The organism is Actinoplanes sp. NPDC051470 (assembly GCF_040682035.1).
Taxonomy (GTDB): domain Bacteria; phylum Actinomycetota; class Actinomycetes; order Mycobacteriales; family Micromonosporaceae; genus Actinoplanes.
This window is the reverse complement of the sequence record NZ_JBFBAA010000030.1, coordinates 20657-33655: the sequence shown is the minus strand read 5'-3', so window position 1 is coordinate 33655 and position 12999 is coordinate 20657. Positions and strand designations below refer to the sequence as shown.

The window sequence follows — 12999 nt, the reverse complement described above, 5'->3', positions numbered from 1 at the left end:
CCCGGAGCGATCGACGTGCATGCCAATCACTCAACGGACAACAGCCGACACCGATACGCGTCGATCAGCTGAGACGCGGAAGAGTCTCTGGAGAACCGTCCCACTTCATCTCATAGGCGCCGGCGTTCGACTGTCCTCGGGCGTACGGACGGCCGATGCCCGAACCGGATCGACGGGCTAGCGCAGCATGACGACGGTCCTCCAGCACCCGGGAACTTCTCGACGCTAGCCGCAAGGATCAGGGTATGACCTCGGGAAACGCCGAATTCGTGCTCGGTGGAAGGACAGTCAGATGGCGCGGGAGGCGCCATACAGGTTTGGCTGGGTATGAGGGCGCCGGAGGTGTCAGAACCGCTCAGCCCGTCATGGCGTGACGTTTCGGCCAACGAAGGCGCGCCTGGTTCGCTGCCGCGGACCTGGGCTTCTCAGTGGGGCATCTGGGCTGCTGCTGGCGGCTCGGGCGGCAGCTGCTCACGTTTGCGGCCGATGTGCTGCAGGGTCTCCTGCAGCGCGGAGACCTCGCCGAGCCACTGTTTGGTCGGTGCCTCGGCGATCCGTTCATGGGTATTGGCTTCGATGGCGTCCAGCAGCGGCCGCTGCGCCGGGTCGAGCCGCAGGTGGGGGCAGCGGATACAGGCTTAACCGAAACGATCTTGGATTCTCGGCTTCCAGGGTGACGCGACCAGTCCGCAGGCTAAGGGGCCGAAGGTCGTCGTCCACGTGTGCAATGACCTCGGCGGCTGGGGCAAGGGTTTCGTGGTGGCGATCTCACGTCGGTGGCCGGAACCTGAGAACGCCTTCCGGCGGTGGCACCGCGAGCGCGCGGGTAACGACTTCGGCTTGGGCGCCACCCAGCTCGTGCAGGTGCGGCCCGACCTGTGGGTGGCGAACATGGTCGGCCAGCACGGCATCCGCCGGGGCAGCGCCGGCCCGCCGGTCCGTTACGACGCCATCGACAAGTGCCTGCACACCGTCGCCGAGGACGCCGTCCGGCTCTCCGCTTCGGTCCACATGCCGCGGATTGGCTGCGGTCTGGCGGGCGGTCGCTGGGAACGCGTCGAGCCGCTGATCGTCGCTGCGTTCTGCGAGTGCGACGTCCCTACTACCGTCTACGACTTCGACTGATCCCGGCGATGCCCGGGGTTGCCGGGAGCATCGACCGGGCGCTGGGCTGTTCCCTGGTTCGGTGGACGAGCTTTGAGCCTGTCCTACCCGAAAGGATGGTCGGCATTTTCCGGCGTGGGACGGTGTGGCGTGGCAGGGGTGCCGGTACCCCGGCGGGGATCTTGCTGGCGAGTGTCAGCTGGCCGACGTGATGGATCGCAATGTCGTGCGCGTGCCACACTCCCGAATGGGTAGGTGCGGTGTCCGGATACCGATCGTTCGAACCCTGACGGCCGTCACCCGATCGGTTTGCGGCTTGGTGACGTCGAGTGCAATGGCTTCATGACTGCTAAGCGCCGGATCGCCGGTCGGTCGGTACGGGAAGCGATGCGTTCACAGCGGTGGCAGCTGACGACTTCGGTGCTCGCCATCATCGCCAGCGCCGCAGTCCTCGTGCCGTGGTCGTGGTCGTGGTGGCGGCAGGGTGCACGGCTGGCGGACGAGTTCGGCTGGCGGTGGTTCCCGCTCGTCCAGCCGCCAGCCGACCTGGGCCAGGTCGAGCCGAGGTCCAGGTGATGGCCGAGCATCCGGCCGGTGGCGGCACCGCCGCCGACCCGCGCAGTCCATCTCGGACACTTGTCGAAAAGGCGTGAATCCGACTGTATCGAGATTCTCGGCCCGCCGGACGGGATGCTGATCCGAGGGATTGGCCACTATGGATGAGGTGTGAGGGATGCCGCGTCCGGAACGTTCGCTGGATCCTGCTGCCGGTCCGGTGCAGATGCTGGCCGCGGAGCTTCGTGACCTGCGCCGGCTGGCGGGAAACCCGGGATATCGCGACCTTGCCGCCGAAGCCGGCTATTCGGTCGCGGCGCTGGCCAATGCCGCTGGTGGCCGGAGTCTGCCGAGCTTGGCGGTGACGTTGGCGTTCGTCCGCGCGTGTGGCGGCGATCCGGCCGACTGGGAGCGGCGGTGGCGTCAGGCCTCGGCCGAGTGGGCGGCGTCGCGGGAGAACGGTGTGCCGCGGCAGTCCTCGCCGGCCGAGAAGGAGCCGCCCTATCTCGGGCTGATCGGCTACGGCGTGCAGGACGCGGAGCGCTTCTTCGGGCGGCGGCGAATCCTGGCGCGATTGGCCGAGATGCTCGGCCGGCACCCGTTCGTGGCGGTGTTCGGAGCGTCCGGCAGCGGCAAGTCCTCGCTCCTGCGGGCCGGTCTGATCCCCGCGGTACGGTGCGGCGGCGACCACGTCGAGCTGATCACTCCGGGTGCGGAGCCGCTCAGGACGCTGCGTGACGCGCTGGAGCGGGTCCCGGTCCTGCTGGTCATCGATCAGTTCGAAGAGCTGTTCACGCAGTGCCGTGATCCGGCCGTTCAGGGCGACTTCATTGCCGAGGTCGCGGACGCGGCGGAGGGTGCCGAGCCGCGGACGCGAATCGTGATCGGGGTCCGCGCTGACTTCTACGCACGCTGTGCGGAGTCCGCGCCCCTGGCCCGGCTGCTCGCCGGGGCCAACGTCCCCGTGGGCCCGATGACCCCGGACGAGCTGCGCGAAGTGGTCACTGAGCCGGCCCGGCCCGCCGGCCTGACTGTCGAGCGCGCGTTGGTGATCAAGATCGTGGCGGATGCCGAAGGGCAGCCGGGCGCCCTGCCGCTTGTCTCTCACGCGTTGCTGGAGACGTGGCGGCAACGCCGCGGCAATGTCCTGACGGTGGCCGGGTACGAGGCCGCGGGCGGGATGAGCGGCGCGATCGCCCAGACAGCGGAGTCGGTCTACCAGCGTCTGGACGCGCGGAACCGGGAGACGGTCCATCAGGTGCTCACCCGCCTGATCACGCTGGGCGAGGGGGTACCGGACACCCGGCGCCGGGCCCGGATCGACGAGTTCGACCAGCCCGGCGTGAGTACGGTGCTCGCCGAGCTGGCCGGCGCACGTCTGCTGGTGCTCGGCACCGACACCGTCGAGATCGCTCACGAGGCGCTGATCCGGGCCTGGCCCCGGCTCGACGACTGGCTGCACGCCGACCGCGGCGAGCTTCATCTGCACCACAGGCTCACTGAGGCGAGCCTGATCTGGCGATCGCATGACCGCGACAGCGGCGCGCTCTACCGCGGCGCGCCACTGGCTGCGTGGGACGGGCGTGACCTGCGGCGCCTCAATGCCCTGGAGCGCGCGTTCCTGACCGCCGGCCGCGAACGGCGGGCGGCCGAGGCGATGGCCCAGCGCCGCCGCGTGCGGCTCGCCCTGACCGGACTGACGGCCGGTGTGGTGGTGCTGAGCGTGCTGGCCGCCGTCGCGGGGGTCCAGGCGCGCCGGGCGAACGAGCAGCGCGACCTGGCCCGCTCTAGCCAGCTGGTGGCCAACGCCCGGGCCCAGCTGCAAGTCGATCAGGAGGTCGCGCTGTTGCTGGCGATCGAGGCGGACGACACCCGGCCCACCGAGGAGGCCCAGGCGGCGCTCCGCCAGGCGGTGGCCGACTCACGGGTCCGGGCAACCGTGCCCGCGGGCCAGGGCCAGGTGATCCAGGTTTCGTACAGCCCGGACGGCCGCATGGTCGCCAGCGCCGGCGATGACGGCACCGTCCGTCTGTGGCAGCGCGCCGAGCCGGACGGGCTGATGGCGGCCCCACGCGTCCTGCGGCACGGCGACTCGGCCGTGAACGGCCTCGGCTTCAGCCCGGATGGACGTCGGCTCGCCGCGGGCGGGGCTGACGGCCTGGTCACCGTGTGGGATCTGGCCGGCGGTGCACCGGTCGTGCTGCGGGGACCGGAGACCGTCGTGCACGCTGTCGCGTTCAGCCCGGACGGCCGGCGGGTCGCCGTCGCCGGCGACGACGGCACCGTCCAGATCTGGGACCCCGCCGGCCGGCGGCCACCGCTGACCCTGACGATCGGCAGCCCCGCGCTCAGCGTCGCCTTCAGCCCGGACGGAAAGCAGGTCGCCGTCAGCGGCACCGGGACGATCCACCTCTGGAACGCGACCGGCCGGGGCCGCCCGAGGGTGCTCACCGGTCATGAGTGGACCGTCAAGGATGTGACGTTCAGCCCGGACGGACGCCACCTGGCCAGTGCCGGCTCCGACGGCACGGTACGCATCTGGCCGGCCGCCGGTCCCGGAGCGCCGGTCATCCTGCGTGGCAACGACTCCTACGTCGAGTCCGTGGCGTTCAGCCCGGACGGTCTCCGGGTGGCCAGCAGCCACAGCGGCAGCAACACCATCCGGGTCTGGAACACGACCGGCGAGCAGGACCCGGTGGTGTTGCGCGGGCATGACGGAGCGGTGTGGAGTGTCGCGTTCAGCCCGGACGGCCGGCGGCTGGCCAGCGCGAGTACCGATGGCACGATCCGCTTCTGGGATCCCGGCGTCGCCGCCGACCCGCTCGTCCTGCGCGGCCATCATGGGGCGGCGTGGACCGTCGCCACGGGCGCCGACGGGCGGCTGATGGCCAGCGGAGGGTTGGACAAAGCAGTGCGCGTCTGGCGAGATCCGTGGCGCTCGGATCCGCTCGTTCTGCGGGGCAACACGGATGAGGTCCTGGCTGTCGCGGTCAGCGCGGACGGCCGCTGGGTGGCGAGCGGCGGACGGGACCGGACCGTACGCGTCTGGGACGCGCGGACCGGCGAGGCACGTGCCGTGCTGCGCGGCCACACCAAACCCGTCTTCGGTGTCAGCTTCAGCCCGGACGGTCAACGCGTGGCCAGTGGCAGCAAGGACGGCACGGTACGCGTCTGGTCGCTGGCCGGCGGCTCACCGCTGGTGCTGCGGGGCCATGCCGGCGGCGTCCGTGCCATCGCGTTCGCGCCGGAGGGCCGGCGCATCGCGAGTGCGGGCGCCGACGGCGCGATCCGCATCTGGCCGGCCGACGGCACGGGAACACCGACAGTGATCCAGGACCAGCCGTCCGGCCGCCAGGTATGGGCGGTCGCGTTCAGCCCGGACGGCCGGCGCCTGGCCGTCGGCGGCCAGGACGGCGCGCTCCGGCTCTGGTCCAGTGACGGCCAAGGTCCACCGCTGTCCCTGCACGGTCATCGCGACGTCGTCTGGAGCGTCGACTTCAGCCCGGATGGCCGGCTGCTCGCCAGCAGCGGCCAGGACGGCGACGGCGTGCGGATCTGGCAGGCCGGGACCGGCCGTGAACTGGTCACGGTGCGGGGCCACGGCGCCTCGGTCGAACAGGTCAGGTTCACCCCCGGCGGCCGGCTCGCCACCGCGCACGGCGACGGCACCATCCGGCTCTGGCACTGCGAGGTCTGCGGACCGATCACCGAGGTCCGCAGCAGGGCGAGGGCCCGGGCGACCCGGGCCCTCACCGCCGAGGAACGTGACACCTTCGTCCTTCCGTCCCGGTGAAGCAGTGTCAACAGCCATCCGGCCAGCTGTTCCACCGGTGCGATTGGATGAAGACCCCCGCGTTTTCAACGTACTGGCCGCCCCGCTGCTCGAGCCAGACCCAGAAGTTCTGATAGCCGGCGCTCAGGTAGAAGCAGACGCCGCTGTAGGCCGAGTTCTGCCCGTTGTTGTAGAGGGCCTTCACTGCCTGGTCGTCAGCCCAGGAACAGACGACCGGCTGGGCGTACCAGTTGTCGTCGGAGTTGCTCCAGCTGCATCGCTGGCTCGTGCCGCCGTTGGTGTGCGGCCAGGCGCATACGCTGCCCGCCGGGCAGGACAACGCGAGCCGGGCCGATACCTCCGCGGGCGTGGAGGCGCCGCCCGGATCCGGTCCGGCCGCGGCGGCGCCGGTGCTCCCCAACACCAGGGCCCCGATAAGCACCAGGGCGCTGAACACCCGGCGCAGGACGTGATTCATCGTTTGCTCCCCTTCGCCTGAGGCGCCGGCCGGGCCACCTCGGCAGCCCGGCCGGCGGCAGTGCTAATAGCCGTACATGAACGTGTCGTCACCGTCGTTGAACGTGTAGTAACGACAGTGATAGGTGGTACACATGTCCCAGTACGCGTAGGTGTCCCCGGTGTTGTCGTTGAGGATGTACTGCGTCCCGGCGTTGTCGCAGGACCGTGCCTGGCGCACCTGGCCCGGGTTCCAGAAGTAGACCGACACGCAGCTGCCGTCGGTGTACATGTCGAAGACGTGGCCACGGTATTGGCCGTCGCCGTCGCACGTGCTGGCGTACTGGGCGGCCTCCTGCCCGATGAGGTTGCCGCCGTAGTACATGGTCACCGCCTGCGCCGTGCCGTAGCAGGCGGCCTGCGCCGGTGCCGCCGGCCCGGCCACGGCGCCCACCACCGCGAACGCGAGCACGACCAGGGCGGCTGTCAGCCGCCGCACCGGACCGCGGCGGACGGCGGATCTGTCGGATGGCAACATTGTCCTTTCCCCTCTCGCTGGCGGAAACCCGGCCTAATAGCCGTACATCGTGTCGTCGCCCGGGTTTCCGGTCGTGTTGAACCGGCAGACGTACGTCGTGCACATGTCCCAGTAGGACGCCAACCGTCCGCCGTAGGTGTCGTTGAAGATGTACTGAGTTCCGGCGTTGTCGCAGGACCGTGCCTCGCGCACCTGGCCCGGGTTCCAGAAGTAGACCGACACGCAACTGCCGTCGGTGTACATGTCGAAGACGTGACCGCGGTATTCGGTGTCGCCGTCGCACGTGCTGGCGTGCTGGGCGGCCTCCTGTCCGATGAGGTTGCCGCCGTAGTACATGGTCACCGCCTGCGCCGTGCCGTAGCAGGCGGCTCGCGCCGGTGCCGACAGGGCGACGGCCCCGGTGGCGGCGACGGCGAACGCGGCCAGGCCGGTCAGGAGCCGCCGCACCACTTGTCTGAATATCATCCCGATCCCCTCGTTCCGGATGACCGATCTGGTCATCGAGCGGGCAATTGATGCAGGGCCGACAGCTCGTACTCGCGGTGCACGGCCTCGACCACGGAATTCAGCGCCGTGCCGCAGGGCTGCTCCACCACCGCGACGGCGATCTCCTCCCGTTGCAGCCGGCGCAACTGCGCGAGCCGCGGCGGCGGGAACACCTCGGCCAGCGTCAGGTCCGACGGGTCACCACCGCGGTCGGCGCGAGCGGTGGCCTGGGCCTGGAACGCCGTCGTGTACGGGCGCGCCTTCCGCTGGAAGTCGGCGGTGACCTCAGCCGGTGTGCTCGCCGGCTGACCGGCCGCGCTCATGCACGACCGGTAGGCCGCCCGGGCGCGCACCACCCGGGCGTCGCGTTCCGCCGCGGTGGCGATCTCCCGCAGTTGGTCGCCGACGGCAGAACTGGTCACGAACTCACCCGCGCCGGAGATCGGCGGGACCCCCAGCACGGACATCGCCCGCCGGTCGCAGGCATCCCGCGCCGACCGGTACGCCTGACGCTGCTCCGCGCTCAGGGTCCGGAGAGCCTGCCGGTTGGGGTCGACGACCGGCCGGCCGGGCTGCACCGATCCGATGCTGGTCGAGATGCCGAAGCCCGCGGTGGCGGCGAACTCGGCGGGCGCCAGGCCGGAGGCCAGCGGGGGTGGCAGCGGGCGATGCCACGGCCGGTACGGCAGGCCGTCGGCGGCCATACAAGCGGTGACCACGGCGTCCCAGCGGCTCTGGTACTCATCGACGGCTCCGCTCGGCTGCGGTGTCGTCGTGGTGGTGAGCACGTCGCGGATCTGCTCGATCTCGGTGTCGCTCAGGCGCTCGCCGCCCTCGACCCGGCAGGCGCCGAGCAGCAACGCCATGGCCACCGCTACGGTCAGCCGGCGGACGTTCCGCGAAGACGTCGACACGGTTCCCCCTCTCCCGAGTCGCTCGGCACCGCACAGGTGCCGGTCCCCAGGGAACCCGGCGGCCGGGTTGTTCAGTAGCCCCGTGAGCAGGTAAACAACTGGGCCTGGGGTCGGGCCGGCTGGTGCGGGCGCCGGCACCGGTCAAGATCGGATGGTGCAGCGGTGAACCGTTGTGCTCCTGGCCGGTGGCATCGCCGCCGTCGCCTCGGCCCGACGGGTCCTCGCGGCACCGGCGGCGGTTACCGGGTACGACTCGACCATGGCGGCCTGCGCCCCGCACCTGCACCACGAGCAGCGGATCGGCCGGCCGAAGGTGCGGGCGCACTTCGCCGGCCGGCCATCACTACCGACGACCGCGAGTACGGGTCCGGCACGTCAGCCGGAACCGCCCTGCCCCGAGCCCGTCCCGCAGCGGGCCTCGGGCCGCTCAGTCGTTCAGCTGGGCGCGTTCGATCTCGGCGAAGGCCGCCGTCAGGCAGGCCGTGACCTGCTTGTTGGCGGCCTCGTCACCAGCGGGGGTGTCGCCGAGCAGGTCGGCCAGGAGGAGGGCCCGGGAGGACGGGGGAGGCAGCGGCTCGCCGTCGTCGTGGACGCCCAGGGCGCCGGCCAGCAGGAGCAGCAGCACGTGCGGGTCGGTGTCGGGGTGCCAGGTCAGGGCGGCCCGGGCGCAGCGTTCGAGGATGGCGCGGACGTCGTCGCCGTCGACCCCGTCGGGGTGGGTGTCCTCGAGGACCAGATGGACTGTCGCGCTGCGGGTGGCGCGCATGGCTTCGAGCTTTTGGGCCGCAGCCGCCATGGTGGTCTCGATCGCGGCGACCTCACCGAGCCAGCCTTAGGCCGTGCAGTGTCCAGTTCGCGCCGAGCGCGGCGTTGGTCTTGTTGAAGACCATCCGGGTCGCATCGTAGGTCAGCGGACGGAACGGCCGCCGCAGTGTCCACCACACCGCCTCCTCCGGCCCTCGCGGGACGATGTCCCGCAGCTCCTGCTGGTAGAGCCGCAGCCACACGAACGCGTCCGTCGAGGCCGGCAACCGCTGCAGTGCCCGGCTCCCCTTACGGACTACGCCGATCACCTGATCCTCCGGGGTGACCAGGCCCTGACAGACGCCGAGCAGCTCCGAAGCGCGGGCACCGGTGGAGATGTAGAACGCGATCAGCGCCCGATCCCGGTTGCAGTCCAGCGCCGCGAACAGGTCGTTGAACGCCTGATCCGGGATGCTCCGCGGAGCCGGCTTGGGCTCCTTCGGCTGATACGCCGCACGCCGAGACGGCGATCGGAACGGCTGCATCGGATTGTGATGGGCATTGAGCCGCTCCTCACCGTCGCCTTTGACCATGGGGAAGGGGTTGACCAGCGGCCGGCCGTGCATTTCCCGGTGGTACTCGTAGAAGGACCGGATCACCGCCCGGGCGTGCCGCCTGGTCCGGGCCGCGTAGTTGCTCGCAGGCGTCGCTTTGCCGGTGACCGGGTTCACCGACCCTGGTGCCGGCGCATCAGGGCGACGCTGCCGCGACGGCTTCTTGGCGATTTTGAGCCAAAATGCGAAATCACGGGCCTCCACGCGGCGCAGCTGGAAGTGTTTCTCGAACCCGGCCCATTCGTCGGCGGTGACATCGCGGTACTCGGCGGCGTCGCGCACCGCGCGGCGGCGGGTGATGAATTGCTGGTGGCGGGCGATGACGTCGTCCTGGAACACGGCGGTGTAGCCGCGGGTGGTGTCCAGGTCGAGGTGCCCGAGCAAAGCTGCGGCGATGTGCAGGGGCAGGCCGTTGCCGACGGCTTCGGTGGTGAACAGCCGGCGGAAGTCGTGCGGGGTGAACCTGATCGGCTCGTCGCCGGCGCGCAGCCCGGCCGCTTCGGTGGTCGCGGCCGGCACGGTACGCACGTAGTGCGGGGACAGGACTTCCTGGCGTGCACCGACCAGGCGGGAGAACAGGTGCGGCAGGGCCGGCCCATGGTTCTTTCTCGGCCGCGTCGTAGCGCACGGCCAGGGGGATGGTGTCGGCGCCCGCGCGGGCTCGCCGCTGCACGGCCAGCAGCACCTGGACCAGCTCGGGGCTCATCGGGATGACTCGTTCGCGGTCGGGTCGGCTGGCCGTCGGGGTCGCGCAGCCAGATCCGGTCCCGGACCCAGCGGCCCCGTTCTGGCGGATCGTGCCATACGACTACGACTGGTACGGGTCGCGTTGGGTGTTGCGGGACGCCTCCAGCGAACCTCCCTTTCGCCTCGGTTATTGCCAAGCGTCTGCGAGCGCTCCAGCCGGTGCTTAACCAGGTTAATGAAGCGACCGGCCTTGAACTGAGCTTCGATGGTCAGGCGCTGACGCTCGAAACGTGGGAGGGAGAGGCCACGACATGACCGGCAAGGCGCCCGAAGCTGTTGCAGGCATTGAGAGCCGGCACTAGGAAGCACTGCAGACCCTCGGCATTGCGCGCCGGGCGTGGGACGACTGATCGGCTCTGGCCGATCGCGCGAAATGCCGCGCCCCGATGCGCGCAACGCCGCACCGGCTGAGCCGGCGGCGGCTACGGTCGGTACACCGCTGGAGCACGAGCCGACCGGGAGAACACCATGCCGACCGCCGACCGCGTCGCCGCAGCCCAGTACGAGCCGGTGTGGCTCGACGCGGACGCTACAGTCGAGAAGAGCATCGGCCTCATCGAGGACGCGGCCGCCGAGGACGTCGTCCTGCTCACCTTCACCCAGACCTAGGTCGCGGTTACCCGCTGTCCCTGTGGCTCGGCCCGGCGGCCGGCAGATGCCCCAAATAGTCAGGTGCCACGCGAACCCGCTCATCGTGGACGGCAGACACCGTAGCGTCGTGGCGACTGGCCAACGCTGGCGTTGGCATCAGATCGGCATAGGAGAACAATGACCAACGCTACCTCTGAAAAGGTTGCTCTCCTCATCGGAGCGTCCCGCGGGCTCGGGCTCGCGATGGCCACGGAGTACGTGACCCGTGGTTGGCAGGTGATAGCCACTGTCCGAGGCGCCGGACGGACACAGTTGCACGACTTGGCGGAATCATCCGGCGGCCGGCTGACCGTGGAGAAGGTTGACATCACCGTGCCGGCGCAGGTGGCCGCTCTGCACCGGCGGGTGGCCGACATGAGGTTCGATCTACTCTTCGTCAACGCCGGGATCAGCAACGGCGATCTGGAAGTCAACGACGTATCGACCGAGACGTTCCACCGCGTGATGGTGACTAACGCATTAAGCCCCATGCGCGTGGTAGAGGCATTCCAGGACGTCGTCACTCCGGCCGGCACGATCGGGGTGATGTCGTCGCGTCAGGGCAGCATCACGCTCAACGATAACGCCGGCTACGAAGTTTATAGGGCCAGCAAATCCGCGTTGAACCAGCTGATGCGCAGTTTCGCCGCCCGCCACGTCGACGACCCGCGCACCCTGCTACTCATCTCGCCGGGCTGGGTAAGGACGGAGTTGGGCGGTCCATCCGCACTCCTGACCATCGACGAGAGCGTCCCAGGGGTCGTTGACACGATCGAGAAGCACGTCGGCGAGGGTGGCTTGCATTTCCTCGACTACCGGGATCAAATCGTGCCCTGGTAGCCGAGTTGACGCCAGTCCCCGGCTCGGCCAACACGTTCGTGCTCGGCCTCGGCCGTGAGCGGTCACCCGAATTGCGCGCCCGGCATCGGGACCCGCTGATCCGGACCGTGGGCGGTGCCGGCGCACCGCTGCGAGCCTTCTGCCTCGAGAGGAACTGGTGGTCACAAGGCGCCGGCCATCACCTGCGACACGTTGGCGCACCTGACCGCTGCCCCGTAGGCGTGCCTCGTCAACCGCCTGGGTGAATCCTTCCCGACGCGGGGGAACTGACCGACCTCCGACGCCCCGGTGGGCGCGCATGAAGCAGGCGTGAAAGATCATCCCCGCCTCGGAGTTGACCGCGGTGACCAGTCTGCCACGTTGCGCTGCCGGCCTCTGCGACGACGTCTGTTGCTCGCCGCGTCATCTGGGGCCGGCACCAGCCGGTTGCACGGAGGCAGCAGCTGCCGTCGCCTCATCGTGACGCCACGCCGCGCCTTGTCAGCGGTAGATGAGGGCGCCTGCGTGGGGTCGCGCAATGCGCTATCTGGGGGTGCAACAGCAGATGGGTGCACCGCGAGGAGCGACCTGGTCGCAGCATTGAGGAGTTGAACCAGTCAGTCGAGCGGTTCCGCTGCCCGCGCTGGCGGTTTTCCTTGCCTTGACGCCGATGGCAACCGATAGCGTGCCGGGCGTCCTGGACCTCCGAACAATGGAGATCGGTCTTGAAGTTCGCTATCAGCTACAGCACTGCTTCGCTCGGCGTGGATCCTGAGCACATGGTCGCCTATGCGCGTCACGCGGAAGCATGCGGCTTCGAGGCGCTGTACATGCCGGAGCATGTGGCGCTGTACCGCGGCGCAATGCTCGGATCGATGGAGTTGCCGGCGGACCTGCCGCTGGTCGACCCGCTCGACGCGCTGAGTTTCGTCGCAGCCGCGACCAGCCGCATACTGCTCGGTACCGGTGTGCTGCTGGTGCCGTATCAGCATCCGGTCGTGCTGGCGAAGCGCCTCGCCACCATCGATGTGCTCTCCCGGGGGCGGATGCGGTTGCTGACCGTAGGGCTGGGCAGCCTGCCCGGGGAGGCGCGGGCGCTGGGTGTCGACTTCCGCTCGCGGGGTCGGCGCGCCGACGAGGCTATCGACGTGTTGCGCTTGCTGTGGTCCGGTGGTGCGGACGGCGTCAGTTTTCGCGGTGAGTACTTCGACTTCGACGAGTTGTGCAGCTTCCCGAAGCCGTACGGCGTGACCACCCTGCCGATTCATGTCGGCGGGTCGAGCCGGGCCGCTGCTCGCCGGGCCGGACAGCGCGGCGACGGCTATTTTCCCGGTGGGATGCTGAGCCCGCAGGAGCGCGCCACCCAGCTTGATCTCGCTCGGTCCGAGGCCGCGGCGAGCGGTCGTGACCCCGGCGCGCTGGAATATACGAGATGGGCTTCGATCTCGATGACCCAGGAACGAGCAGAGGCGCTGGCCGCGGAGGGCGTCACCCGAGTGGTGGTCAACGTGACCTCAAGAGACCAGACCGAACAGCAGGACGAGATGTCGGCGCTGGCGGAACGCTTCGAGCTGGCCGGCCTCGACAGGCGGCGCTGAACTGGCCACGCGCAATGCCTGC

12 protein-coding genes are annotated in these 12999 nt (G+C 69.8%); 6 read left to right on the top strand and 6 right to left on the bottom strand.

Features of this window, described 5'->3' with window-relative positions; all coding sequences use genetic code 11:
* Positions 1-720 precede the first annotated feature (720 nt).
* The 3 genes from AB0M54_RS37315 (at position 721) to AB0M54_RS37305 (ending at position 5452) form a co-directional block, all read left to right on the top strand.
* A complete protein-coding gene (locus AB0M54_RS37315) occupies positions 721-1125 on the top strand; it encodes an Appr-1-p processing protein (protein ID WP_364476607.1) in 405 nt (134 codons plus the stop codon).
* 321 nt (positions 1126-1446) lie between these two features.
* Complete coding sequence (locus AB0M54_RS37310; RefSeq protein WP_364333080.1) at positions 1447-1680, top strand: hypothetical protein; 234 nt, start codon at positions 1447-1449, stop codon at positions 1678-1680.
* A 157-nt stretch (positions 1681-1837) separates the two neighbouring features.
* Entirely contained in the window at positions 1838-5452 is a 3615-nt protein-coding gene (locus AB0M54_RS37305) for a hypothetical protein (RefSeq protein WP_364476605.1), read from the top strand.
* Positions 5453-5459: 7 nt separating this feature from the next.
* On the opposite strand, the gene AB0M54_RS37300 is transcribed toward AB0M54_RS37305, so the two are convergent.
* From AB0M54_RS37300 to AB0M54_RS37275, 6 genes are all read right to left on the bottom strand, one after another.
* The gene (locus AB0M54_RS37300; RefSeq protein ID WP_364476603.1) at positions 5460-5909 is read right to left on the bottom strand and encodes a peptidase inhibitor family I36 protein; all 450 of its coding nucleotides are present in this window, start codon (positions 5907-5909) and stop codon (positions 5460-5462) included.
* A gap of 63 nt (positions 5910-5972) precedes the next feature.
* A complete protein-coding gene (locus AB0M54_RS37295; RefSeq protein WP_364333088.1) occupies positions 5973-6386 on the bottom strand; it encodes a hypothetical protein in 414 nt (137 codons plus the stop codon).
* Positions 6387-6458: 72 nt separating this feature from the next.
* Complete coding sequence (locus AB0M54_RS37290; protein ID WP_364476601.1) at positions 6459-6890, bottom strand: hypothetical protein; 432 nt, start codon at positions 6888-6890, stop codon at positions 6459-6461.
* 32 nt (positions 6891-6922) lie between these two features.
* The gene (locus AB0M54_RS37285) at positions 6923-7825 is read right to left on the bottom strand and encodes a hypothetical protein (RefSeq protein ID WP_364476599.1); all 903 of its coding nucleotides are present in this window, start codon (positions 7823-7825) and stop codon (positions 6923-6925) included.
* A gap of 427 nt (positions 7826-8252) precedes the next feature.
* Entirely contained in the window at positions 8253-8591 is a 339-nt protein-coding gene (locus AB0M54_RS37280) for a hypothetical protein (protein WP_364476597.1), read from the bottom strand.
* A gap of 52 nt (positions 8592-8643) precedes the next feature.
* Entirely contained in the window at positions 8644-9702 is a 1059-nt protein-coding gene (locus AB0M54_RS37275) for a tyrosine-type recombinase/integrase (RefSeq protein ID WP_364476595.1), read from the bottom strand.
* 696 nt (positions 9703-10398) lie between these two features.
* Here AB0M54_RS37275 and AB0M54_RS37270 point away from each other — a divergent pair.
* From AB0M54_RS37270 to AB0M54_RS37260, 3 genes are all read left to right on the top strand, one after another.
* Entirely contained in the window at positions 10399-10539 is a 141-nt protein-coding gene (locus tag AB0M54_RS37270) for a hypothetical protein (protein WP_364333103.1), read from the top strand.
* Between the two features lie 159 nt (positions 10540-10698).
* Positions 10699-11400 carry an SDR family NAD(P)-dependent oxidoreductase gene (locus tag AB0M54_RS37265; protein ID WP_364476593.1) on the top strand — a complete coding sequence of 234 codons (702 nt, stop codon included), beginning with the start codon at positions 10699-10701 and terminating at the stop codon, positions 11398-11400.
* 704 nt (positions 11401-12104) lie between these two features.
* Positions 12105-12977, top strand: coding sequence for a TIGR03619 family F420-dependent LLM class oxidoreductase (locus AB0M54_RS37260; protein ID WP_364476591.1), 873 nt, complete (start codon positions 12105-12107; stop codon positions 12975-12977).
* The last annotated feature ends 22 nt before the right edge of the window (positions 12978-12999 follow it).